Source organism: Thermogemmatispora onikobensis (assembly GCF_001748285.1).
In the GTDB taxonomy this organism is placed as follows: Bacteria; Chloroflexota; Ktedonobacteria; order Ktedonobacterales; family Ktedonobacteraceae; genus Thermogemmatispora; species Thermogemmatispora onikobensis.
Map to the genome: position 1 here is coordinate 26676 of NZ_BDGT01000016.1, position 25148 is coordinate 51823.

Annotated in this window: 20 protein-coding genes; 4 read left to right on the forward strand and 16 right to left on the reverse strand. The window is 61.7% G+C overall.

Annotated elements, in window-relative coordinates; all coding sequences use genetic code 11:
* Positions 1-7: 7 nt before the first annotated feature.
* The gene (locus BGC09_RS09090; RefSeq protein ID WP_218104002.1) at positions 8-880 is read left to right on the forward strand and encodes a DUF8758 domain-containing protein; all 873 of its coding nucleotides are present in this window, start codon (positions 8-10) and stop codon (positions 878-880) included.
* Positions 881-903: 23 nt separating this feature from the next.
* Here BGC09_RS09090 and BGC09_RS09095 read toward each other — a convergent pair whose 3' ends face one another.
* Positions 904-1722, reverse strand: a complete 819-nt coding sequence (locus BGC09_RS09095; protein ID WP_069803572.1) for a lipoate--protein ligase family protein — start codon at positions 1720-1722, stop codon at positions 904-906.
* Positions 1723-1754: 32 nt separating this feature from the next.
* A complete protein-coding gene (gene tgt / locus BGC09_RS09100) occupies positions 1755-2951 on the reverse strand; it encodes a tRNA guanosine(34) transglycosylase Tgt (RefSeq protein ID WP_069803622.1) in 1197 nt (398 codons plus the stop codon).
* Between the two features lie 610 nt (positions 2952-3561).
* Here tgt and BGC09_RS09105 point away from each other — a divergent pair.
* The 3 genes from BGC09_RS09105 (at position 3562) to BGC09_RS09115 (ending at position 10055) form a co-directional block, all read left to right on the forward strand.
* Entirely contained in the window at positions 3562-3867 is a 306-nt protein-coding gene (locus BGC09_RS09105) for a zinc-ribbon domain containing protein (protein ID WP_052887475.1), read from the forward strand.
* Positions 3868-4303: 436 nt separating this feature from the next.
* Positions 4304-6937 carry a RelA/SpoT family protein gene (locus BGC09_RS09110; RefSeq protein WP_069803573.1) on the forward strand — a complete coding sequence of 878 codons (2634 nt, stop codon included), beginning with the start codon at positions 4304-4306 and terminating at the stop codon, positions 6935-6937.
* A gap of 538 nt (positions 6938-7475) precedes the next feature.
* Positions 7476-10055 carry a RelA/SpoT family protein gene (locus BGC09_RS09115; protein ID WP_069803574.1) on the forward strand — a complete coding sequence of 860 codons (2580 nt, stop codon included), beginning with the start codon at positions 7476-7478 and terminating at the stop codon, positions 10053-10055.
* Positions 10056-10194: 139 nt separating this feature from the next.
* Here BGC09_RS09115 and BGC09_RS09120 read toward each other — a convergent pair whose 3' ends face one another.
* From BGC09_RS09120 to BGC09_RS09180, 14 genes are all read right to left on the reverse strand, one after another.
* Positions 10195-11679, reverse strand: coding sequence for a helix-turn-helix transcriptional regulator (locus tag BGC09_RS09120; protein WP_069803575.1), 1485 nt, complete (start codon positions 11677-11679; stop codon positions 10195-10197).
* A gap of 212 nt (positions 11680-11891) precedes the next feature.
* Positions 11892-12704 (reverse strand): pseudouridine synthase, encoded by an 813-nt coding sequence (locus BGC09_RS09125; RefSeq protein WP_069803576.1) that lies wholly within the window; start codon positions 12702-12704, stop codon positions 11892-11894.
* Positions 12701-13846, reverse strand: a complete 1146-nt coding sequence (locus BGC09_RS09130; protein WP_176728883.1) for a DUF2851 family protein — start codon at positions 13844-13846, stop codon at positions 12701-12703. Before BGC09_RS09130 ends, BGC09_RS09125 begins: the two co-directional genes overlap by 4 nt.
* A gap of 157 nt (positions 13847-14003) precedes the next feature.
* Positions 14004-15974 carry a hypothetical protein gene (locus tag BGC09_RS09135; RefSeq protein ID WP_069803578.1) on the reverse strand — a complete coding sequence of 657 codons (1971 nt, stop codon included), beginning with the start codon at positions 15972-15974 and terminating at the stop codon, positions 14004-14006.
* Between the two features lie 645 nt (positions 15975-16619).
* A complete protein-coding gene (locus BGC09_RS09140) occupies positions 16620-17114 on the reverse strand; it encodes a DUF3054 domain-containing protein (protein WP_084658260.1) in 495 nt (164 codons plus the stop codon).
* A gap of 119 nt (positions 17115-17233) precedes the next feature.
* Entirely contained in the window at positions 17234-17380 is a 147-nt protein-coding gene (locus BGC09_RS22530) for a CcmD family protein (protein WP_141727706.1), read from the reverse strand.
* 138 nt (positions 17381-17518) lie between these two features.
* A complete protein-coding gene (ccsA, locus tag BGC09_RS09145; RefSeq protein WP_084658262.1) occupies positions 17519-18262 on the reverse strand; it encodes a cytochrome c biogenesis protein CcsA in 744 nt (247 codons plus the stop codon).
* Between the two features lie 69 nt (positions 18263-18331).
* A complete protein-coding gene (locus BGC09_RS09150) occupies positions 18332-19018 on the reverse strand; it encodes a heme exporter protein CcmB (protein ID WP_069803579.1) in 687 nt (228 codons plus the stop codon).
* On the reverse strand, positions 19018-19710 hold the full coding sequence (gene ccmA / locus BGC09_RS09155) for a heme ABC exporter ATP-binding protein CcmA (RefSeq protein WP_245688579.1): 693 nt from the start codon (positions 19708-19710) through the stop codon (positions 19018-19020). Before ccmA ends, BGC09_RS09150 begins: the two co-directional genes overlap by 1 nt.
* Before the next feature lie 280 nt (positions 19711-19990).
* A complete protein-coding gene (locus tag BGC09_RS09160) occupies positions 19991-21406 on the reverse strand; it encodes a carboxypeptidase-like regulatory domain-containing protein (RefSeq protein WP_069803581.1) in 1416 nt (471 codons plus the stop codon).
* Complete coding sequence (locus BGC09_RS09165; protein ID WP_069803582.1) at positions 21381-21776, reverse strand: hypothetical protein; 396 nt, start codon at positions 21774-21776, stop codon at positions 21381-21383. Before BGC09_RS09165 ends, BGC09_RS09160 begins: the two co-directional genes overlap by 26 nt.
* Positions 21776-22345, reverse strand: coding sequence for a cytochrome c-type biogenesis protein (locus tag BGC09_RS09170; protein ID WP_069803583.1), 570 nt, complete (start codon positions 22343-22345; stop codon positions 21776-21778). Before BGC09_RS09170 ends, BGC09_RS09165 begins: the two co-directional genes overlap by 1 nt.
* Positions 22342-24519 carry a heme lyase CcmF/NrfE family subunit gene (locus tag BGC09_RS09175; protein ID WP_069803584.1) on the reverse strand — a complete coding sequence of 726 codons (2178 nt, stop codon included), beginning with the start codon at positions 24517-24519 and terminating at the stop codon, positions 22342-22344. Before BGC09_RS09175 ends, BGC09_RS09170 begins: the two co-directional genes overlap by 4 nt.
* Positions 24520-24652: 133 nt before the next feature.
* The gene (locus BGC09_RS09180; RefSeq protein ID WP_176728884.1) at positions 24653-25117 is read right to left on the reverse strand and encodes a cytochrome c maturation protein CcmE; all 465 of its coding nucleotides are present in this window, start codon (positions 25115-25117) and stop codon (positions 24653-24655) included.
* Positions 25118-25148: the final 31 nt, after the last annotated feature.

Consider the following 25148-nt stretch of genomic DNA (forward strand, 5'->3'; position numbering starts at 1 on the left):
GGAGGCAATGATGTATCTGCCCGAGACACTACCGGATGCACGTGTGCTGATCGCTGTCAAAGCTTACCCTCTCCCCTCTAACAAGTACGAGGAGCTGGTTTGTACCGCAGGAGTGCTGGAGAATGGCAAGTGGATACGGATTTATCCCATACCATTCCGTAGCCTTCCTTATGATCGGCAATATCGTAAATTCGAATGGATTCGCCTCAGTCTTGTCAAGAATGTCAAGGATTTTCGTCCAGAGAGCTATCGGCCCCTCCGTCATCTTGAAGAGCCAATCTTTCTCGACGGCCATATCTCAGCTAGCTCGAAGGGCTGGAGAGAGCGAAAGAGCTATGTGCTTCGGGAGGTCTTCGATTCGATGTCCGAGATCATTGGTCTGGCCAAAGGTCCAGAGCTGCGTTCGCTCGCTGTGCTCAAGCCTCATGAAATCATCGACTTCACGATCGAGCCAACTGGCCGCTGCTGGAAGAAGAAGTGGAACGATTATTTTTTACAAAGCAATCTATTGGATATAGATAGTACTGGAGAGGTAAAGAGGAGAGTTCCAATCAGAAAGCTTCCTTACAAGTACTCCTATGTTTTTATGAGTAAGGGAGACACAAATCCACGCAAGCTCTTTATAGAAGATTGGGAACTTGGCGCGCTGTACTGGAACTGCTTGACGGAGGCACAAGGCGATGAAGCCGAAGCCAATCGTCTCGTGCGTCAGAAGTACCTCGATGAGTTCTGCTCGACGAGAGATATCTATCTGTTTCTGGGTACAACCTGGCAGTACCATCGGATAAGTCCTAACCCTTTTATTATTATTGGTGTTTTCTATCCGCCAAAGCAGTCCCAAAGGCAAAAAACCGCCCCTATTCAGCTTAGCCTTTTCTAAAGGGAAAAAGTAGCAGCAACAGTTCAGACCAGCGTTAAACGCTCCTTGCGCCACTCCAGCTTGCTATATTTCTCGGCCACGAGCTGCTCCGCCAGCTCCAGCTCGGAGCGGCTCAGTTCGCCCGGCAAAAACCCCTGTGCCAGCGCCTGACTGAAGCCCTGGCGAAAAGCCTCTGCTACCTGCTCCCAGCTCACGTCTGGCACGAAAGCGTGCAGCGGCTGTGTCTTCTGGCGATAAAAGGCCAGAGCCTCAGCCCGGGCTGGCTCATTGGGGAAGCGTAAGAGTTCATAGAACTCCTCGGCCCGATCGTCCAGGGGCAGTGAACCCTGCTGGAGCAGGGCATCCTCGCGCCAGACCTGGGCGCTGCCTACCAGCTTGTAGCCGCCGCTTGTCAGATCGGCCTGAGTTGAAGAAGCGAAGCAGGCCGCCGAGGGATGCTTCTGGACACGACCGTCGCTGATCTCCGCCTGTACCCCCAGCAAGGCCAGTGCCTCCAATAGGCCGCGGGCCAGATAGGTATAAGCCGCCACCACCCCGGACGGTACCCCATAGCGCCGACTGATCACGATGCTGTAGGTGAACTCGTCGCGGTGATAGACGGCGCGGCCTCCGGTTGGGCGGCGCACCAGGGCCACGCCGCGCTCGCGGCAGAGGTTGCTGAGAATCTCGCGCTCCACATTTTGGAAGCGGCCCAGCGAGATCGACGGCTGCGACCAGCGAAAAACGCGCAGGGTTGGGGGGGCCTCGCCGCGCAGATGATGGATCAGGATGGCCTCATCGATGGCCATATTCAAAGCGGCATCGCGTACACCGGTATTGAGAAAGCGGAACATCTCGGCCATAAGCTGCTATCCTTCTTCGCTCCGAGTCAGGCTCACGACGAAGTTGCGCGGGAGGCCGCGCGGGCCAGCCACCTGGCCCGCTGCTCCTCGCGGGCTGTCTCCGAAGCTGGCACATAACTGGCCAGGAAGGCATCGCGGAAAGCCGGGAAGGTCCTGGCCAGAATTGCTGCCCGCGCCTCCGCGGCCAGGCGCAGCATGAAGCGCAGATTGTGAATGCTCCCCAGGCGGTAGTAGAGCTGCTCCTCTGCCCGAGCCAGGTGGTGCAGGTAGGCAGCGCTATAATTGCGGCAGGTATAGCAATCGCAGCCCTCCTCGACTGGGCCATGCTCTGTGCGGAAGCGGGCCCGCTTAATATTAACTCGTCCGTGGCGGGTAAAGAGGCCTCCGTGGCGTGCCACGCGAGTTGGCAGCACGCAGTCGAAGAGATCCATTCCCAGGTCGATCCCCATGATCAAGTCCTCGGGCGAACCGACCCCCAGCAGATGGCGTGGCTTCTCACGCGGCAGCGCGGGCGTTGTCACGCGCAGCAGCTCCCACATCAGCGCTTTTGGCTCGCCGACCGACAGTCCTCCGATCGAGAGGCCGAAGAAAGGCAGAGAGCCGATGAAGCGAGCGCTCTCCTGGCGCAGCTCAGGCTCGAAAGCCCCCTGGACGATCCCAAAGAGGGCCTGGGGACGCTCCGGGCGATGCGGGTGCTGCGTGAAGGCCTCCAGGGCGCGCAGGGCCCAGCGGTGAGTGCGCTCCATAGCCTGGCGGGCCTCCTGGGGCGTACAGGGGTAGCCGCTACAGATATCCAGGGGCAGGACGAAATCGGCGCCCAGCTCGGCCTCGATCTGCAAGCCGCGCTCGGGAGTCAGCAGGTGCTGCGAGCCGTCGAGGTGCGACTTAAAAGTCACGCCTTCCTCGGTGAGCGTGCGCAGATGGCCCAGACTGAAGACCTGAAAGCCGCCGCTGTCGGTCAGCATCGGGCCGGGCCAGCGCATGAAAGCATGCAGCCCGCCGAAGCTATCGATCAACTGTGAGCCGGGGCGCAGCATCAGATGGTACGTATTGGCGAGAATAATCTGCGCGCCCGTGGCCTGTACCTCCTCGGGGGTCAGAGACTTGACCGTCGCCTGCGTACCAACGGGCATAAAGATCGGCGTCTGAATCAGGCCGTGGGGAGTCTGCAGCGTACAGGCGCGGGCCCAGGTCGGGGCCGAGGGCACTGGAGGATTCTCGACATCGATCGTAAAAGCAAATGGGCCGGAATGAGCCGCAAGTGCGTCCACGAGCCACTCCCTTCGCAACAACGAGCTTGCCTGGTGAGAGGGGGCCGGCCCAGGCCCAGACCAGTCAATTCTGCCACGTCCTGCCGGAACCAGGTTGAATTGACGAAGCTTCGAGTCAGCAAGCGGCGGTGTGGGTCAGCTCTCCTGAGCTGAGCCAGGCGACCGCTCACCCGCCTGCCGGGCGCGACTCCTCTGCTGAGAGCAGTATAGCGAATCGGCAGGGTTTACGCAACGGCTTGCCCTGGCGCAGCCCTGGCCCGGCGCGGCCTGGCCAGGCCGCGCAGCTGGTCCTTTTTGACAAAGCGAGAGACATCGTGAAACGAATGTAAGGCCGTCCACTTCACATGAAAAGCGCGTAAAAATATCAAAACGCTGACTGATTGGGACTAGAATCACTTGAAAAACAGCAAAAGTTGGTGTATGCTTTCAAGCGGTAATCCGAGACTGGTCTTGCGCACAGTGCCATCAGGCATGGGTCCCACGCTGCTCAGGGCGACGAACAGACTGGTGACAGAGGCCAGGCATGGACCTGAAAGGATACCGACCATACCACTAAGGAGGTCCTTGGTTGAGTTTCGTCGACAAAACTCTCAAGTGCCGTGATTGCGGAAACGAATTTATCTTCACAGCAGGAGAACAAGAATTTTTCCAGCAAAAGGGCCTGCTGAACCAGCCTGCGCGTTGCCCGTCCTGTCGGGCCTTGCGGCGTCAGGCAGCGGGGGGAGGCAGCCGGAGCGAGCGCGCGCCGCGTGAGATGCACACGGTGATCTGCGCTGAGTGCGGGCAGGAGGCCAAAGTGCCATTCCTTCCGCGCAACGACCGGCCTGTCTACTGCAGCAGCTGCTATGATAAAGCGCGCGTGGCGCGACGCTAGCCAGCGACGTCCGTCTCGGATCAGTCCCTGCTCGGACGAGCCGGCCTGGCTGGCCAGCCAGGTTTATTGCCTGCATCCAGGCTGTGAGGTGGCCAGGACCGCAGGAGAGACAGGGGTAAGGCGGATCCCCCGTGTGCACTTCCCTCCATTGCGCGGCTCTGCTTGTGGCTCGCGCTCTGGTGAGGGAAGGTGATCCTGGGACGTAGGAATCATTGTAGCAATTTATCTGCTTCACGGACAAGACCAAGGTCTGCTCTTGGCCTTGTCTCTTTCTTTTCTTCTCTTCGGTCATTGGAGCGCGCCGTCAACTGCTTGACAGTAATGCCTCGCACCTTATAATTACAAGGTAATACACAGACAGGTGTCTAACATTTCTCAACGGCCAGCGAAATTTGTTGAACAGTATACGCACAGGCAGAGGATCGGGTACCCAGATATGGATTCACGTGAACACAATGGAAGCCGGCATGAGGCGGGTACCCTGATGGGGCCAGAGGGAACTGATGGCCGACTCGTGGCTTCAATGGTTTCCCCGGATATGAGCGTGGACACCGATGCCCTCATCACTGTAGCCCCGGATGCCGCCAGTCAGAAGCGGGATTGGCGGCAAGGGCCGCGACAGCGAACCTGGACGGTGATCTATCCATATCAGCCCTCTGATGGGCATCTGGAGGGCGATGCCCTTGAGCAATTGCTGGAGGAGACACGGGCTTATCTCTCGCCACAGGATGTCGAGAGGGTCGAGCGGGCCTACGAGCTGGCGAATCGGGCCCATATGGGGGTGCGGCGTCGCTCGGGCGAGCCCTATATTCAGCATCCGCTGGCGGTGGCACTCATTCTGACGCAGATGCGCATCGACGCCGATGGCATTGTGGCCGCCCTGCTTCATGATGTGGTTGAGGACAGCGACTACACCCTGGAGGAGGTCCGGACCCGGTTTGGTCCGGCGGTGGCCACCATTGTGGACGGCGTGACCAAGTTCGATGCTCTGGCCGGCAAGTCCGGCGCCGACTCCACGCCCGGCAACGGGTCGCGTGTGCCTGCCCCCGAAGCGGAGCGCTCAGAGGAGGCCGGGCGCGACCTTAAGAGCCGCCTGCGCTCCGAGACGGTGCGTAAGATGCTCCTGGCAATGGCGGAAGATCCGCGGGTGGTCGTCATTAAGCTGGCCGACCGCCTCCATAATATGCGTACGCTCAGCGCAATGCCGCCGGCCAAGCAGCAGATTATTGCCCGCGAGACGAGCGAGATCTACGCCCCCCTGGCGCGACGGCTCGGTATGGGCCTGGTTCAGGCTGAGCTGGAGGATCTGGCTTTTTATTATCTGGAGCCAGAGCGCTACGAGCGCCTGGCGCGCGAAGTCGAAGAGGAGCGGCGCAAGCGTCAGCCCTATGTCGATGCCGTCTGTAGCGCTATTGAGGAGGAGATGCGCCGCGCCGAGATCCATGCCGAGGTCCTGGCCTGGCAGAAGCATCTGGCCAGTATCAACCGCAAGCTGCTGCAGAGCGGCGGCGAGGTCAGCCAGCTGCATGATCTCGTCTCGTTCCGTATCCTGGTTGATAGCGACCACGACTGTTATCTGGCCCTGGGCCATATCCACGCCCTCTGGCGACCAAAGGATGGCCGCATCAAGGACTATATCGCTACTCCCAAAGTCAATGGCTACCAGTCCCTCCATACGACGGTCTTCTGCCTCGATGATCACCTCGCCGAGATCCAGATCCGCACCCACGAGATGCAGCGTACGGCAGACTATGGGATCGCCAGCTATTGGTATCTGCGTGAGCGCGGCGGCTCTCGCCTCTCCTATCGGGAGATGGTCGCCTGGATCGAACAGCTACGCGAGTGGCAGCGTGAGCTGCCGCAGAGCGCCGACGATTTCATTGAGGCCGTTAAGGGCGATATCTTCCAGGAGCAGATTTTTGTCTTTACCCCCAAGGGGGAAATTAAGGATCTTCCCCGAGGATCGACCCCGGTCGATATGGCCTATCGCATCCATACGGATATCGGCGATCACTGCGCGGGGGCCCGTATCATCACGAGCCTGGGCGACAGTGAGCGCCTGGTAACCCGCCTGGTCCCGCTGGACTATGAGCTGAAGAGCGGTGAGATCGTCGATATTGTGACCAATCAGGCGATTCACCCGACACGCGACTGGCTGACCTTTGTGCGAACCGCCAATGCGCGTACCAAGATTAAGCGCTATCTGAAGAACCACGAGCGCGAAATCAATCTGCAGCTTGGGCGCGAGCGGCTGGATCTGGCCCTGAAGGCGGCGGGTGCAGCGGGCCTTGAGGCTCTGCGCGATGAGGAGCTGCTGCCGTTGGCGAGCGCGCGCAAATATCAGTCGGTGGAAGCCCTCTATGTGGCGCTTGGACGGGGCGATCTGCCCGTGGAGGACCTGGTCGAGCAGCTGTTGCCGGTCTTGCACGAGCGTGGGGCGTTGCGACGGGTCGAGGCTGCCGCCGCAGCAGCCGGACCCGCGGGTTTGGCTGTGGCCGCCGGTCCGGCACTCAACGGCCATCGCTCAGCTGCCGCGCGTGCGGAGGCTCAGACCGGCGAGCGGTCTCCGGCTTCTGCCGTGGCCACTCGCCTCGCTCATTGCTGTTGTCCCCTGCCGGGGGACGCCATTGCTGGTTTTGTGAGTCCGAATAAGGGCTTGATCGTACACCGGCAGGATTGCCGGACGCTGCAGCGCTTCCGCGAGCGCGTCAAAGGTCGGATCTTTGATCTGGACTGGTCGCAGGTCAAGACGCAGTCCTATCTCGCCCCGATCACTATTGTGGCCCGTGATCGGGCTGGCCTCCTGCGCGATGTAGCGGCGGTGGTCAGCGACGCTGGCATCAATATGACGGCTGTCTCCTCGACGACGAATCCCGCCTTGCAAAAGGCTGTGATTACGGCCACGATGGAGATCCAGTCGGTGGACCAGATCGAGCGCGTCTTCAAGCGCTTGCTGCAGGTCAAAAGCGTTGTCAGCGTACGGCGCAACCTGGGGTATCGGGCCGGCCAGGGTGGCAGAATCAGCAGCCGCACGGGCGAAGAGGGCACGCTTTCTGAGCCACTTGGTTAACCTGGCGCAGCGCCATCTTGAGTGAGCAGCGAGCGGGCGGGACGCTTTCTTATGATCGATCTCTTGCTGGTCTTCTTCCTCGCTTGACGGATGAGGCTTCCCTTCTCTGTGACTGAGCGAACCCGTCTGAGCTAGAGCCGGGCTGGCGGGCTGGCGGGCTGCGCGCTATTCTTTCCCTCCCTGATGCAATGGTAGATGGTACTCTTTACCCTGGGTCGGCTCAGGGGAGGTCATCCTTGTTAGCTGAACTGAGTTTGCTCTGGTCGCGCGCTGGCAGGGGCTTCCTCGGGACTTGTACCTGCTGAGGGCAGCTAGACAACGTTATCTGCAAGGTCTATAATCTGAAAGGATGTACTGCTAGAACCTGTAGAACTCTAGGCCCGGGATGCTGCCAGGTAGGCGCGAAGGAGCACTTTGACGAAAAAGGACGGTAGCAGGGCCTCTGACGATTCTTGCAAAGCTACCCTGGTAGAACGATAAGTGAATCTGCACGGGACCATATCCTGCAATTTTCTGCATGAAATATAGAAATGTGCACATGGTCGAGATGACGATCGAGCCTGAGTCAGACCGGCAGTTGGGAGAGCGCTTGTCCGTGCCTGCAGCGGAAGCGCCAGGGAGAGTGGAGACCGGCGGAGGTCTGGCCACTGCCGTTGGAGAGAAGCCCCCCGACGAGCGTGCGGCAGCAACCTTGCTGGCTCGTGTCCGTGAATACATGTCTCCCGCTGAGATTGAGCAGGTGCAGCATGCTCTGCACCTGGCGCAGGAGCGCTGTCGCGGTGTGCGAGGAAAGCGCGCTCTTCCGCCCCTGGAGCATGCGCTGGCTGTGGCCTTAATCCTGGCCGAAATGCGCATCGATGCCATCGGCGTCGCTGCGGGCCTGATTTTCGAGGCGGTTGATGCCGAATTGCTCTCGTTGGAGCGCGTGGCCGAGGAGCTGGGACAGCCCGTAGCGCGGGTCGTGAGCAGTATGCTGCGCCTCAACATTCTGGAGCGCAAGAAGCAGGTTGGCGCTCAGCTCTTGCCGGCGAGCCGCGCCGAGGTGGAGAGCAGCCGCGAGAATCGCAAGCGACGCAACCGCGATGCTCTGCAGCATCAGCAGGCGGAGACGGTGCGCAAGATGTTTCTGGCTATGTCCGATGATCCGCGGGTGGTCCTGCTGAAGCTGGCCTACCGCTTGCATGCAATGCGCATGCTGCGCGATCCTGCTTTCCAGTATGATCCCCAAGAGCGGCTGACGATGGCGCGGGAGACGCGCGAGATCTATGCCCCGCTGGCGGGTCGCCTTGGGATGTCGCGCGTAGAGTGTGAGCTGGAGGACCTGGCGTTCGAGATCTTGCAGCCCGTGCAATATGCCTGGGTCCGCGATCAGATGGAGGCCGAGAAAAAGCAGTGGGGGGCTTATGTGGAGAAGGTCTGTGAGATTCTGCGCCGCGAGATGGCGGTCATCGGCCTGAAGCGTGTGGAGGTCTCTGGGCGCATTAAGCACCTGTACAGCTTCTACAAGAAGATTCTGCGCGCGGCTGGCCTGCCGACGCAGCCAAGCCTGCTTGGTACCGAGAGGCTGGAGGACTTGAAACGCGGCCTGGATCTCAATCAGATCCATGATGTGATTGCCTTCCGTATTCTGGTGGAGACTACCCAGGATTGTTATCTGGCCTTGGGCCATGTCCATAGCCTCTGGAAGCCTAAAGAGGGCCGCATTAAGGACTATATTGCCAATCCCAAGCCAAACGGCTATCAGGCCCTCCATACGACGGTCTTCTGCGTCGACGAGCAGTTGGTGGAGATTCAGATCCGCACCTTTGAGATGCACCAGATCGCCGAGTACGGCGTGGCCATGCACTGGCACTACAAGGATGCGGGGGACCGCGCTTCTCCTTCGGCCAAGGAGCTATTGACCTGGCTGCGCCAGCTGGCTGAGTGGCAGCGCGAGCTGCGAGCTTCGCAGAGCGGCGCGCCTGAGCCTCCTGAGACGTCGCGCAGCGATCCGTTCTCGGAGCAGATCTTTGTCTTCACTCCCAAGGGGGAGGTCAAGGATCTGCCGGTCGGCTCAACGCCGATCGATTTCGCCTATCGCATCCATAGCGAGATCGGCAATCACTGCGCCGGTGCCCGCATTATTACGGAGATCGGCGAGGGCGAGGGCGAGCGGCTGGTTGCGCGCATGGTCCCCCTCGACTACGAGCTGAAGAATGGGGAGATCGTCGATATTACAACGAGTCGCACGGCCCACCCGAGCCGCGACTGGCTCAATTTCGCACGCACGGCCACGGCCCGCAGCCATATTCGCCGTTATCTAAAGGCCCACGAGCGCGATATCAATATCCAGATCGGGCGGGAACGCCTGGATCGCGAGCTGAAGGCCCTCGGCCTCCGCGGACTGGAGATGTTGACAGAGGATCTGCAGGATCGCTTGCTCGAGGAGTACAATGCTCAGCGCGAGCAGCGGGAGCCACGCCTGGCTTCCTTTGAGGATCTGCTGGCAGCCATTGGCAGCGATAAGATCCGCCAGCACTGGGTGGCGGTGCGCCTGGGCGAGTATCTGCAGATCCGCGACCGCGATCGCGATGGACGTGAGCGTGAGAACGGCGCTCATCAGGAGGAGGAGCCGCTGCTGTCAACGAGCAGCTCGAAGGAGTCCCCCCCAGCGGTCAATCTCTGCGTCGATGGGGTCTCTGGCCTGCTGACTCGCCTGGCTAATTGCTGCTGCCCTCTGCCCGGCGATGCCATTGTGGGCTTTATCAGCCGTGGCCGCGGCGTGATTGTGCATCGGGCCGATTGCTCTAATATCGCCCGCTACCGCGAGCATAGCGGAGAACGTTTGATTGCCGTGAGCTGGGCCGGGGTGGAGCAGTCACACTATCTGGCGCCGATCGTGGTGACGGCCCGTGATCGCCCGGGCCTGATGCGCGATATCGCCGGCGCCATCGCTGAACTGGGCATCAATATGGCGGCTCTGTCTACTCATACGAATGGCTCGCGCGAGTTGGCGGTGGTCAATGCAACGCTGGAAATCGAGAGCCTGGAGCAGCTCCAGCGTGTCATTGCCCGGCTTGAGCGTGTGAAGGATGTGCTACAGGTGGGACGCGATTTGAAGCGCACGCGCCGCCACTAAGGCTGGCAAGGCGCTGCTCCTGCTGCCGCTGCGGTGGACTCTCTGGGAGACTACTCGCAGGTTTTCCTCCTCTTCTCTTCAAACATTTCCTTTCTCACCTTTCCCCGTAGGCAAGGTGGGGCGAGGACGCTCCGCCTCTCTACTCTAGCCAATGGAGACGCAGGGCGCTGACTATGGCCTCAATCCGGGTGCGAGTTTTGAGCTTGCGCTTGATGGCCTGAATGTCTGCTTTGACGGCCTCGTCGCTGAGTGCAAGCTGCTGAGCGATGACGCGGGTGCTGGCGCCGCTGCTGAGGAGCTGCAGAATCTGGCGCTCGCGTGCTGTGAGCGGCGAGTCGGCTCGGCCTCGATCCTGGGGAAAGCGGGCTTCGAGGCGTGTGCCCTGTCTGAGGGCGCTCTGGATTGTCAGACTGCCGCCGGCTCGCTGGACGCGCTCGCGCATCAAGTAGAGTCCAAGCTGGTGCTGAAGGCCACCCTCGCGTCGCTCTGGCGCTGGCGCAAAGCCCTTCCCGTTGTCTTCGATACTGACGACGAGCGCCCCATCCTGATGCTCTATGCTGATGGTGACATGGCCGGCCTGCGCGTGCTTGCGCACGTTATTGAGCGCCTCTTGCACGAGATGGAAGATTGTCGATTCCAGGGTACGAGGGAGGGTAAGCGGCTGCTCTATCCTCTCCTCCAGGGTGATGGCCGGCTCGGCCCGCTTGAAGTCTTCCAACAACGAGCGCAGGGCCAGCTCAAAGCTGACCTCACCGAGCGGTGCAGGGGCCAGGGTCGCAATGGTTTCGCGCAGACGCTCCAGGCTCTGCTGCAGTTGCTGCTGAGCCTCGGCCAGCGCGCGTTTGGCTTCCTCCGGCTGGCTCTCCAGCCAGCGGCTGGCGACCTCTAGCTGATGAAGGATGTGGGCCAGTTCCTGGGCCAGGCCGTCGTGGAGAATATGGGCAAGACGCGCTCGCTCTTCCTCGATGGCTCCTTCTGGCGGCGGCTGGGGTCTGGGTGCGGTAGCCACCGCTGCAGCGCTGCTGCGACGTCGATGGGGCCGGCTCTCAGTTGCCTGCTCATAGACGACTGCCTCTACGGGAGAGAGAACGCCAGACAGGGAGCGCGCGAGCAGTGTCAGGCAGAGCTGAAAGAGATCGCTCGTGAGCAGGAGAGCAGGCTCACCCTGTTGGGCGGCTGACTGTCTGCCGTGGCGGCTGGCGAAGCAGAGGACCAGGAGGCCGCTGGCAGGTTGGTCAGCTTCGCCAAGGGGACAGAGGAGCAGAGGCCCGGCGGCACGGCTCCAATGGCATTCATCGGGCAGGGCCTGCGGCTCTTGGTGGATGGAGGGGATGAAGCGCGGGGTCCGTGCACGCATGACACTGCCGAAGAGGCCGCTCAGGGGAATGAGATCAGGAGTGCTTGCCTGTTGCTGGCGGTCGTTCTGAGGAAGAGGGCGCGACGGCAGACGGCCACTGCTCGCCAGGAGCCGTAGATGCTGGGAAGCTTCCTCGTTGAGGAAGAGCAGGCCGCACCGGGCGGCGCTGCCCTGGCGCAAGAAGTCAAGGAGCAGGCGCCGCCCTTTTTCTGCGGACAGGCGTTGAAGGCGCTCGATGATCTCTAGAAGCCGCTCCGCTCTGAGCATTGGAGGTCTCTCTTGATGGGCTGTGTGGTGAAGAGCAGACGCACTCGCTGGCGGGGTTCGTCCAGTATTGGCCGCTGTTGTGGTTTTTTGCGGTGCTCTTGCTCTTACCATACCCAGGGGATACAAGCTATGTCTTCCTATCTTAAGAGGAAGCCTCTCTTGTGCACAGTGGGTAACCGTAGCCGTCGGCGGTACAGGATGCGCTGCTCTGGCTAGGAGGGGCCTTTTGGAAGTCTGGTCGCGGGCGAGGCGCCGCCGGAAGCAGCCGGGCGGCTGGTCTGGGCGCGAAGGGCGGCAATTTCGGCTTCGGTCAGCGGGCGCCAGGCGCCGGGCGGTAAGTCACCCAGGGTCAAGGGGCCAATGGCGACCCGTTGCAGCTCCAGGACAGGGTGGCCAAGGCTGGCCAGCATGCGCCGGATCTGGCGTTTTCGTCCCTCATGCAGGCGTAGCTCTAGCCACGTGCCGGCGGCGGTTCTGCGTAGCTGCCGTACGCCAACAGGGGCGGTGCGATAGAGGTGGCCATCATCTTCCTCGATCACTACTCCCTGCCGTAGCTGTTGCAGCGTGTTGGGCGAGGGATGTCCTCGTACAAGTGCGTGATAGCGTTTCTCTGGTGAAAAGCGGGGATGCATCATATGCAGAGCAAACTGGCCATCGTTCGTCAGCAGCAGCAGACCTGTGGTCTCCAGGTCGAGCCGCCCCACGGGATAGAGGCGCAGACGGCGCAGCTCCTCGGGCAGGAGGTCGAGCACTGTGGGCCGTCCGTGGGGGTCACTGACGGTGCTGACGTAGCCCGCTGGCTTATGGAGCATGAGATAGAGATGGCGCGCCGGCGCCTGGATGGGCCGACCGTCGACGGTGATCCTATCTCGCTCGGGATCTATACGTGTCGCTGGCGTGGTCACGGTCTCCCCATTGACCTGTACCCGCCCGCTGAAGATGAGTGCCTCAGCATGGCGGCGCGAAGCAACACCGGCGTGTGCCAGAAAGCGAGCGAGCCGCTCTTTGTCTGTTGATGCGCTCATAGCGACTGCTTGCCTGCCATACAGATGCCGCAACGCTTGGCGCGGCAGGTTTCTTGATAGATATGGTGTAGGCCCTGTTGCTGACAGGCGAGCCGCGGCTCGGTGGGGAGTAGGAGCTGCCGAGACATGGCTCGTGTGACCTGGTTGGAGGGCAGGGCTGGATACGAGTGATAGAGACGCCGGGCCTGGTGAGCAAGAACCTCGTTTCCCTCGATCAGGGCGACGGCGCAGGCAAAGGGCAGGACAACGTTGCAGATGAGAATATCGCTGCGCGCCCTGCTGAGGGGCGCCAGGGAGGCCCGCAGCTCGGCGATCGCTCGTTGGGGTCTCGCGTTGTGCAGGGCGGGCTGTAGCGTGGCCCAGGCGCCCCTTGTAGACTTTGACCAGCGGGCTACCAGTAGGCCCAAAGCCCGAAGCCGCGCCGCATCCAGCGGGGGCGGCTTCGACGCTCGCCCCTCTGGTTCAGGCAGAGTGGTTGTGAACCCAAGCAGGAGCTGACCGCAGGCGCGGAAAAAGCGACGATCGCGCCCGTAGCCCAGACCCTCGGCCAGCGCTGTGATCAGGCAAACGTCGTAGGCAGAGAAAGGGGGATGGGCTTCTGCCTGATGCAGGGCTGCAACGAAGCTGGCGGCCTTCTCTTCAAAGCGCAGGGTCCCGGCTACGGTCAGCAGGTGTGCACGTTCAGACGCTGTCATCTGCGGCCAGAGGCGTTGGCAGGGCCAGCGTGCTGAAGAGCCATCGGCGGCCAGAGGGTGCAGTGGCAGATCGACAGGCGTGATCACTGCGTCGTAGAGAGAGCAGACCGGAACGAGGCTGCCATCCTGACGGCGCGGAGGTGTGGTTTGATCGCAAATCAGCACGACATGGAGAATCACGTCGTTGTAGCGGGCGTCACGATGATGACCATGCCCCTGCCAGTCGCTGGCGCGCACGTGCAGCTCAACATCGCCGACAAGCTCCCGTCTTCCATCGTGGAGGACGGCGTCGCGCACATCCGGCCCGCAGCGGCCACCGGGGCGCCCTGGGAAGAGCAAGAGCAGAGAACCACCCTGACTCAAAGGGAGCAGCGCCCCGGGCTGGAGGGCCCACCAGCGACGTGCCACCTCGTCCTCGCCAGGGTCGCTGCCTGCCTCAGTGACCACTTGCGAACTCCACATCTCTCTCTCCAATGCTATAGATCTGTCTCTTTGCAGCCTCTCTTCCTCTTCCATAACAGCCTTTCTCTGCCTGCTCTCTTGTGTTCTCTCCTGGGAGGGGAGACGGTCCAGGCAGCGTCGTCAACCCGCCAGTGAAGTGAACTCAGCGAGCCTCAGTCTGCTCCCCCTCGATCCCACCCGAGGCTGACTGGGTGACAGATGTTGCGTCCCCTGGCTCCTCCTGCTCGCTGGCTTGCTGCGTGGTATCCTCCTCCGTAGCCTCCGGGATGGCGCTCTCTGCTTGCTCCGCCATTTCTTGATGGGCAGCTGTTGTTGCTTCCGCTGTCTCCGCTGCTTCCTCAAGAGCCAGGTTCGCTGCTGAAGCGTCCTGATCTGCTGCCTTCTCCTCTGCTTGCTCTTCCGCAGCGGCGGAGATTGGCGGAGCGTCTGGGGTGGTCAGCGCTACCTCGTTGGGTGCCGTAGTCTCCGAGGAGGTTGTCGGCTCAACCTCGCTGGGGGCCGACTCTTCTGTGCTCGGGGGCGCTTCGCTTGCCTGAGTGGGCGGCATCGCCTCGACCTCCACGGGTTGGGAGGTCTCTATTGCCTCGGTCTGGAGCAAGATCGCGGGCGAGGCTGTCTCTGTTGGCGCAAGTAGCTCTTTCTCCTGGGGGAGTGCCGACTCAGGATCTGCCTGCGTCTCCTCTGAGGGGGGGCTGGCTGCCGATGCCGCTGTCTCCGAACGGGACTCAACCGTCGTGGGTGGAGCAGGAAAATCCTCCTCTGCGGTGCCAGCGGGCGCGTCTGTCTCGCTGGTGCTGTCAAGGGCAAGCTCGCCCTGTAGCTCGTGCTGACTCACTGCCTCTGCTGGTCGGTTGAATGCCCCGCTCTGGGCAGGGGCCGATGCCTGGTCCGCTGCGGGGGCGATCGCCTGGGCCCAGTGCTCAACCTCGCGCGCCGTTGTCTGGGCCACCTCAGCAGCATGGCTGGCCTGGGCCACCGCTTGCTCAACCTCGGCCAGTTCCTGGACGAGATGGCGACCTGACGGCAACAGCTCAAGGCGAGCCGCTGCCAGGGCAGCTCGCTCAATCGCCAACCGGGCGGCCTCCTCGGCGGCCTCTGCAGCCGCCCGCGCCTCGCGCACCAGTTCAGCAGGTGAGGCGGGCAGCAATGAAGAGGCGAGCACGGCTGGCGTCATGGGGGAGAAATCTGCCTCGCCATCGTCGCCCTCGGCCTCGGGTAAGTCGGGAGGCTCGTCAAAGCCGTACAACGCTGCCTGGTGGGGGCGCTCAGCCGCAGGTGGTGCTGACGCTGACGAAGCCTGGCGAGCCTCCATTGCTGAAGATTGCTGCAGGCTGGTCTGCTCCGCTACGGGGCGCTGCGAACGGGCATCCTCCCCGGCGACATGGGCTGCAGGAAGCTCGCTCAGCGACTCCTGCGACGTCGGGCTGACGTTGCTCTCGCCTGCGGCCAACTGACTCACCCAGTCCGGTTCACTGCGCGCTCCAGGCTCCGTATCCTGATCCTGATCAAAGGTGAGCCAGGCGCTGATTTCCGGTTCAGACGCAGCTGGAGTCTGGTCGATGGTCCTCTCGCCAGCATCCTTTGCCGCATCTGCCGGCGCAGACGAGGAGGGGCCAGACCGACCCCAGCCTGCCCGGAGCTGTTCCTCGCGACGCCCCTCCTCGAGGAGCAGATGCGTCAAAGCCTGCAACTCGCTGAGCACCGCACTTCCACTGGCTATCTCCCCGGCCTCTGCTGAGGCTCCCGTTGCCGCGGCTGGCTTCATATCCTGTCCTGTGGAGCTCTCTGCCCCCGCGGTGCTGGTGGTGGCCGTCTCAGCCTGGGCAGCCTGGGGTTGGGAGGCCGAACCTGGCTCGCGCTCACTCAGCGCTTCCAGGGTCTGCAGCTGCTGGCGTACGAGCACAAGCCGTTCTTCGAGGCGTTGCAGACGAGCAGTCCGCTTTTCTAAGCGGGCCTGGGCCCGATTCAAACGCTCGACCGCTTTCGCGCGGGCGGTCTGGGCCTTCTGCAGGCGTTGAAGCAGGCGACGCTCGCGTTTACGCAGCTTCTTTGTCAGATCGACCAGAGCCTCTTGTGGCCCTGCCTCATCGTGGTCAGATGGCACCTGCGTCATGGCGCTCTTCTCTCCTCTTGTCCTCTCTTCTCTGAGACTGCTAACTGCCGCTGGATGAAAACAGGCAAAGAAGCGAACGCCCCTGCGCCCTCAGCCAGGTCTGGCCTGGCGTGGCCTGGCTGTGCTGGCGCCGGTCGGACAATCCGCCGCTCTTTCTGGAGTCAACTCATCCATCCAGCCCTCTGTCCACCGGACACACGATCAATCAAGCTGCCTGCCTCGCCGCTACCTCCCTATCTCACTTTGCTTGCTTGTTTGCTTGCTTGCTTGCTGCGCCCGCGGCGCTCCTGCGGCGGCTGGTGAAGGGGAGGGGGTCGCTTCGCGGGCCGGAGACTGGCCGGCCCTGCCTGAGTCGAGCCAGGATCTGCTTGTGGTTATGAGCTGACGAATAGTCGATGAGTACGAGTGAGTGTATAAGTGAGTGAGTGCCCCACCCTCCTTTCGGAGAGGATAGCGCATCGTCTCCGAGATTGCAAGAGACCTCTTCTGGAGGCTACCGCGCTGGTAAATCTGGGGGAGAACCAGACAAGACAGAGACAGCCATTCTGCCAGACAGGGCAGAGAGGAACAGGCGAATAGGCGAGAGCTGTTGACAAGCCCAGGCTTTCACACTGTCCAGTCGGCTCTGCCCCTGCTGGATGGAAGCTAGTGAAGACCGCGGACCCGCCCGCTCCGATACCAGGCGAATGGCCAGCGCCAGACCATCAGGAGCACCAGGACAGTGAAGAAGACTACCAGCGAGAACGTCAGAAAAGCGTCAAGTGGTACAGGATGCATGCGCTCGACGAAAAGCCAGCGCATGGCCATGGCCACTGGCCAGGAGATAATCCAGGCGCGTAGCGTGTAGAACGTCATGAGGCGCGCGCTTGTCTCCAACTTGCGACGGTAGACGCCCAGCCAGGGGGCGACCAGAAACCAGCCCAGCATGAAAGGCAGGGCCACCGTCACGATCTGAGAAAGGAGCGCCCCGCCATTCAGCTCATGATGGCTCGTCAGGCCAAAGAAGGCAAACAGTAGGAAAACAAGCACATCCCCAACCACCAGGTTGGCCACATAGCCAGGCGTCGTCTTCAGGGGAGCAGGAGACGACCCCGGCGACTGCTGGCCAGGCTCTTCGAGGTTTCTCTCCGTTGCTGCCATTACGTTGTTACTCCTGAACAATCTATGTCAAAGATCATATCACAAGGAATAGGAAAGAGGGACCCGACTCTTGAACGAGGGTGGGTCAAGCCTCTCTTCCAGAGCTACCGCGGTGGCAGCTACTCGTGTTGCGCTTCGTGCTCACGCACCAGCTCCTCAACCGCGGCCAACTCGGTACGCACCGCACGAATGCGCAGCGCAACGAAAGCCAGATAAGCGAACAGCCCGGCCCATACCAGGGCATAGGCAATGACCATATAGACCATCTTGTCAGAACCTCCTCTTCCTCGACCCTGGCTCCGTGCCAGGCGGCCAGACAGACAAATAGGCGGAGAGAGAGGGAGAGACTGCGAGTCGTAGTCGTAACTGATGAGCCAGGAGCACCAGTGCTCTGCCCGTCTCCCTTAATCAACGGCCTGCAGGCGGGCGCGCAATCGCCACGACAGGTGCTGGAGGCGTACCAGCTGATAGAGTTGGATGAGCAGCACGCAGTAAAAGAGCGTGAAGCTGACCAGGGCGAGCATCAGGACCAGCACGACCGAAGGTGGCAGGGCGCCGGGGGTGCCGATCTCCGCTGCGGGGTGGAGGGTCCGCCACCAGTTCACCGATTCATAGATGATAGGGACATCGATCACACCCAGGATCGCCAGCACCGCGCCGGCGCGTGCACTCGTAGACGTTTTGCCGAGGTAGCTACGCAGCATCAGATAAGCGACATAGAGGAACCAGAGAATGAGGCTTGTCGTCAAGCGAGCGTCCCAGGTCCACCAGGTGCCCCAGGTCGCGCGGCCCCAGAGTGAGCCAGTGACCAGCGTCAGGGTTGTAAAGACTGCACCGGCCTCTGCCGCAGCCAGAGCCAACCAGTCCCAGCGCTCGTCTTCGCGCCACAGATAGACGGCCCCTCCGAGAGCCACAATCACGAAAGAGAGCATAGCCAGCCAGGCTACTGGCACATGAAAGTAGAAGATGCGCTGTGAGAGGCCCTCGATTGCGTCGGTAGGGGCATAGAGAAAGATCGCCCAGATGGAGACCATTATGCCCACGAATGCCAGAGCGCCCAGCAGTAACGAGGCAATGGGCAGGGGCGGCCTTCTCACCGGAGCGGTGGCCTCCTGGCGGGCCGTGCCCGTCTTATTGATCACAGCCATAGGTTCCGTTCCTCCTGGCGGGTTCCTGGCCCGCCATCCCTCATCAACAACAGCTCGCTCACGCTTCAGTTACTCCTCAATGACATAGGAGAAAGTCAAGAATGCCAGGCTGAGAAAAATCACATCGAAAGCGGCCAGCAGTCCCAGCCAGGGAGGCTCGTTCGGAGCTGCGATCATCAGCGCTCCCGTGGCCCGCACCGCGGCGATCACAACTGGCACAATCAACGGAAAGACTAGCAGCGGCAGCAGTAGCTCGCGAGCGCGCGTGGCGGCGGTCATGGCCGAAAAGAGGGTGCCGATGGTGGCCACACCGAGCGTACCGAGCAGGACGATCGGGAGCAGCTCGCCGCTGAAGAGCGGGACTGAGAAGAGCGCGGCGAAGATGGGCAGAGCAACCAGCTCGACAATACCAATGAAGAGCAGGTTGCCGAGCAACTTCGCCAGGTAGATAGCACGGCGGTCCACCGGACAGAGCAGCAGACGATCCAGAGAGCCGCCCTCGCGCTCGGCAGCAATTGTACGCCCCAGGCCGAGCAGGCTGGCGAAGACAAAGGCCACCCAGAGAGCGCCGGGGGCGACAGCAGCTCGATTCTCAACGCGCAGATCAAAGGCGAAATTAAAGATCACAAAGACCAGCAGGGCGAAGAGCCCCATCCCCAGCCAGGTTTGCTTACTGCGCAACTCGTAACGGATATCTTTGCCGAGAATGGCCAACACCTGGCTGCAAAAGAGGCGTAGCGCACTCAGCCTGCTCATCAACCAACCACCTCCTGATAGGCCCGGCGCACCTGAGCCAGCTCCAGGCCAGCCGCGGCCTCCTGGTAGACGATCCGTCCCCCTTTGAGCATGACCAGGTGGTCCGCCTCCTGCAGAGCAAACTCAGGTCGGTGGGTCGTCAGGATCAGCGTACCACCATCGGCCATATGCTCAGCCAGCAATGCAGACAGGAGGGCCGTGCCGGCCTCGTCCAGTCCTGTTTCGGCCTCATCCAGCAGGAGCAGGCGCGGCCTGTGTAGCAGAGCGCGGGCCAGGGCCAGGCGTTGCAGCTGGCCGCGTGAGAGGGAGCCAACGCGATCGTGCGCGCGCCGGGCCAGGCCGACCCGTTCCAGAAGTGAGAGCGCTCGCTCGCGTCCTCTGGCTACCCCATACATCCGCGCGAAGAAGAGCAGATTTTCCAGAGCGGTCAGCTCCTCATAAAGATAGGGCTGATGGGCCACCAGGCCAACCAGCCGCCGCACCGCCTGGGCATCGTGTACACAGTCCAGGCCAGCCACCAGGGCTTGACCTGCTGTAGGGCGCGTCAGGCACGCCAGGATACGCAGCAGCGTTGTCTTGCCTGCCCCGTTGGCGCCCAGCAAAGCGAGCCGCTCGCCGGCCCACAGACTCAGATCGATCCCGCGCAGCACCGGGCGAAAGGCAAAACTCTTGCTCAGCCCCTGAATCTCCACCAAAGGCCGGCCTGCCTCCTCTCTCCTGGATTCCTGGGCCAGAAGGGACTGCTCTCCACTGCCCTGATCAGACGCTCGCTTCCTTACTCGCTCGTCGCTGCCAGTGTATGTCATCCTGCTCCGCTTCTCTTCTGATCGTATCCTAGTAAGCCTATCTGGCTGGTGCCCTGCTCTCTCCATCAGCCAGGCCGTTCGGCTCCATCAGCCTGGCTGCCATCATGACACAGGGCGGTTGGTCCAGCCAGACTGCGATGGAACAGCCGCGCGTGATTTCTGCGCCTCAGCTTTTCTCTGGACGACGTTTAGCGTGGGAGGATGAGCGCGAACTCTCGACGGCCTGGCGCTCCTTCGCTCCGCTGCGGCGCTCCTTCTCCTGCTCAAGGCTCATCAGCACGCGCAGGCGCTCTTTGATCCTGGCTCGCTCTTCGGTGTACTCCGCCTTCTTAAGCTGTCCCGCCTCGAAAGCCTTATCCAGCTCCAGCAACTGGTGCAGGAGGCGCTCCTGCTCGCTGCTCTCGGCCTCATTCTTGCTGCGAGCGTGGGGTGCCGCTGCCTCTGGGCGCGTGCTGGAAGAGCGCTTCTGGGCATGTTGGCGACCCTGACGCCTGGCCTCGCGCCTGCGCTGGAAGAGGTTGTAGAACAGCGAGGACAGGACGATGATCACCAGCATCACTAGCACGCCGCCAATCAGCCAGACCCAGGTTGGAACCAGGAGCAACCCACTGTTTTGGCTCTGGCCGCTGCCCAGCGGCAGGCCCTGCATCTTGATATGAACCTGGTCGCCGCTGCGGAAATTCTGGTTCTGCAGCAGCAGGTAGGGGTGGCTATTGGCTGTCATCAGGCCCTTGGAAGGCAAGGCGCCCGAGCTCGCCTGCAGGGCGGGAGGCGTCAAAACCGAGAGCTGAACCGTTGGGTAGAAGAAGGTATAGGCAAAATCGTAGCTGCTGCTCTGATAAGGCACCTCGAATGAGAAAGAAAATTGCGTCTCGCCCGGCGGTACCGCCGCATCGCTGGCGAAACCACCTGCAACCTGTACAGCCTCGACGCCGTTGAAGCCCTGGGCCAGGGTCACGTTGCGCGCGCCCTGGGGCAACGAGAAGAGCAGGGCATTGGGGCGCCCCTGGCTGGCATTCAGCGATCCCACATAGGTCGTCTGCCCTACATTCTGGAAAAAGTAGATTTCCGAAACCGTGAACGTCCCCTTGCTGGCATCCGGCTCATGAACCAGAATCGTGGCCTGGACCACGGCCAGATTCGCGCTGTTACTGGTGGCATCGTAGACTGTTAGCTCAATCTGCTGTACTGCCTGCTTACTAAGATCGACCAGATCAGAGACATATTGAGCCCCCTGGTAGCGGGTGTAGACCGCGTACTTGAGCGTGCTGGAAGTGGCCAGGCCGGTGAAGAGAAAGGCCCCCTGGCTGTCGGTCTTGAGGGTGGTCAGGTCGCGAGCCGAACCATCCTGGGCCATTTGCAGTGTCACGCTTTGTCCCGCTACCGGTGCCTTGTTATGCGTCCCGTTGACCAGATGACCGCGGATCGTGCCCGTGCCGGCGCTGCTCGCTGCCCGGGTTGGAGCTGCTGGTAGCAGGAGCCAGGCCAGTGAAAGGAACGAGAACAGGAAGGCCAGCGTGGTCAAGATAAGGCGACCAGGAGCAGGGCCACTGCTGCTAGATACCGTTGCTTCTTCCGACATCTTCCTCCCTCAACAGACGCAATCGCTCTTCGATCAGGGCATCCAGTTCCTTTTCGCGCGTATGGCGCTCCTTGATAGCGAGCAGTGCGCGCCGCAGATAGCGCTCGCGCAAGGAGCGATAGTCAGCTTCCGTCAAATTGCCAAGTTGATATTCCAGCTCAACCTCATGGAGGGCAGCACGGGCTGCCGTCTCCTCTTCAGAAGGAGCCACAGCGGGTGATGGGACGGCGGTCAAGTTTCCCCCTCCCTCCAGAGAAGCGTCTACCTGGTGGCTCGTTGGGCGTACCAGCGGGTAGAGCACCAGGGCCAGGGCCAGCAGTCCGAGCGGGACAGCTAAGAGCAGAGCCAGCGGCGAACCAGGAAAAACCATCAGAACCCCCTCTGTGCAGGCGACGGCAGGAAGAGCGGATCATCGGCGGCCAGCTCAGCCTCCAGCTCCGCGCGATAGCGTTCCAGCTCCTCGTCAGGCACCGCTTCGGAGGGCGCGCTCTCCGCCGGAGCCGAAGCTGGGGGAGAAGCAGCCGCCCGCCGCTGACGCCACTCGCGCAGGACCAAGAAGATCAATACGGCGCCGCCCAGAAGCATGGCTGGTGGAATCAGCCAGACAAGGAGACTGAAGCCCTGGCGAGGCGGATTCCAGAGGATTGTCTCCCCATAGCGATCCACAAAATACTGGATCACCTGCTGCTCTGAGCGGCCCTCTTGAAGTTGTTGGCGGATGACCGCGCGCATCTGCTGCGCCAGCTCTGAAGGTGAATCCTGAACCGATTCGCCCTGGCAGACGGGGCAGCGCAGCTGAGAAGCCACCTCAGCCACCCGTTGATCCAGGGTGGTTGCCCGTGGATGAGAGAGGTAGACAGACCACCAGACAAAGGCGATGGTCACCACGAGCAGCAGCCCCAGCGCTGGCGCCAGCGCGCGTAGCGGCAGGCGTCTCATTGGCTCACCTCCTCCTCTGACTTCGCCGCCAACTGCAAGTCTGCTGAGCCTGGCGTGAGCATGGTTGCAGCGCGCTCACGGTCCTGAGCCGAGGCAGCGACCGCTCGCTCCTGGCCCTGGTCGTCGGCTCCTGCTGCTGCGGAGCCTGTCGAAGCCTGAATGAGCGACCGGCCCGGAGAGGTCGCTCCCTCGGTGAGGGTGAGCGAATGCGCCAGGCGGCCCGAGGGCGAGCGCATGGGCGGCTCCGGCCACCAGCAGACCACGCCACCCAGGATCAAGACCAGGCCGCCCAACCAGACCAGGACCGTCAGCGGATTCACATAGATGTGAACGGTCGCCTGCGCCGCTCCCTGCCAGTCCTCCAGGAAGACATAAAGATCTGTCAGCCCGTAGGTCGTAATCGAGATCATGCTGGCCGGCTGATCGCTAAAGTTATGGTAGATCTGGCGCCCAGGGTAGATGTAGCGGAGGAGCTGGCCATGCTGCCAGATCTGAAACTGAGCCACCACCACGTCCTTCTCGGGATAGAAATTCTCAATATTGCCCAGATAGACCAGCTGGTAGCCAGCGATGCTCACCTGCTGACCTGGCTTCAGCGTGGCGTCGCTCTGCTGCTGGAAAAAGTGGGAGCCAATGACTCCGACAGCCACAATCAGCAGGCCGAGATGGACCAGGTAGCCCCCATAGCGGCGGCGATAGCGGGCAAAGAGCATCAATAGCGCGCGCAGATAGGACTCGCCGTGCCGGTGGCGGACCCGCACCCCACGCCATAGCTCGTACAAAATCGCGCAGCCAGTGAAGCTACAGACTGCAAAAGCCACATTTGCCCACAGCGACGGTACTCCAAGGAGGGGCAGAATAGCGGCACAGAGAGCAGCCAGCAAGGCAGGAGGGCCCAGATTGCGACGCAGCGCCTGGAACGATGTGCGGCGCCAGGCCAGCAGTGGGCTGATCCCCATCGCCAGCAGGAGCAGCAAGAAGAGCGGGCCGGTCACCTGGTTATAGAAAGGCGCCCCAACACTCATCTCCTCATGGCGCACAGCTGCCGAAATCAGGGGGAAGAGCGTCCCCCAGAGGGTTGCGAAGGCGATACCGACCAGCAGCAAATTATTCACCAGAAAGATCCCCTCGCGGGAGACTACCGAGTCAAACTCCTGCTCAGCGCGCAGGCGGGGCAGGCGGAACAAGAAGAGGCCCAGGCTGAAGGTGATCACCAGCGCCAGAAAAGCCAGGAAATAGGAGCCAATAGTCGAATAGGCGAAAGAGTGGACCGAGCTAATAATACCGCTGCGCACCTCGAAGGTGCCAAAGATCGACAGGGCGAAAGAAGCGATCACCAGGGCCAGATTCCAGACCTTCAGCATACCGCGGCGCTCCTGCACCATTGTCGAGTGCAAGAAAGCCGTCGCCGTCAGCCAGGGCAAGAGGGCCGCATTCTCCACTGGGTCCCAGCCCCAATAGCCGCCCCAGCCGAGCACATGATAGGCCCACCAGGCGCCCATCAGCAGGCCGGCGCTCTGGATTGTCCAGGCTGCCAGCATCCAGCGTCGAAGCGCTCGCAACCATTCGCTATCGAGCCGGCCCGTCATCATAGCCGCCACCGCAAAAGCGAAGGGTAGCGAAAAGCTCATATACCCCATCAGCAGCAGCGGTGGATGCAGCAGCATGCCCGGGTCCATGAGCAGCGGATTCAGGCCCACGCCATCGGCGGGAGGATGGGCAAGGCGGACAAAAGGGCTGGAGACCGTCGCCAGCACCACCAGGAAAAAGGTCTCGATGGCCATCAGCGTCGCCAGGACGTAGGGGACGAGGGCCGCGGGCGCGCGGCGCGAGGTCAGCACGAAGAGGGCCGAGAACAGCGCCAGCGTCAATGCCCAGTAGAGCAGCGAGCCCTCCTGACCGCCGTAAAAAGCCGCTGTCACATAGTACCAGGGCATGCTCAGGCTAGAATGCTGTGCCACATAGCTCACACCGAAATCGTGCAGCAGGAACGAGGCTATCAACGCTCCAGAGGCCAGTAGCAGGAAAGCCGCAACCGCGAGCGTTGCTCGTCGCGCGCTTGCCACCAGCACCTCGCTCTGCCGTAAAGCCCCGATCACCGCCGCCACCGGCGTATAGATCGCGAAAAGCAGCGCTAACAGAATAGCGCTCGCGCCCAGATCAGAAACGTACACAGCTCTCTTCTCCCTCGGAAACACTCCCACAGGCGGGCCGTCTCTCAAGCAAGCTGCCATTGTGGTAGGCAGAGAAAGCAGAGATCAGCCAAAGGATCACGTATAGCCATGCCGCCGCGAGAGCCAGCCGGCCTCAACTGTTGCCGGGCGTTGGCGTTGCGGCCTGGAACTTCGACGGGCACTTCGCTAAGAGTGTCTGGGCCTCGAAAGTGCCCTGGCCGTGATAGTAGCCCTCGACCACCACCTGGATGCCCGCCCGGAAAATATCAGGGACCACGCCGCTATAGACCACTGGCAATGACTGCTGATTGTCCGTAATCACAAAGCTCAGCGTCTGATCGTGGCGTTCGATCGAGCCGGGCTGTACCACGCCCGCTACTCGTACCGCCTGGCTACTGCAGGTTGTACAGTGTTTCAACTCGGCGATTGTCATATAGTAGACAGCGCTGGTGCGCGTATTTGCCACAATCAAATAGATGACAGCCGCAGCGATTGCCAGGCCAGCGACCAGTAGGCCAGCCGGAAAGCGCCGGCGCCGGCGCACTGAAGCCTGGACGGTATCCTTCTCAGTCTGAGTAGAAACGACAGCCGACTGCACGAAAGGAACCTCCATCCAACTGGAAGGCGAG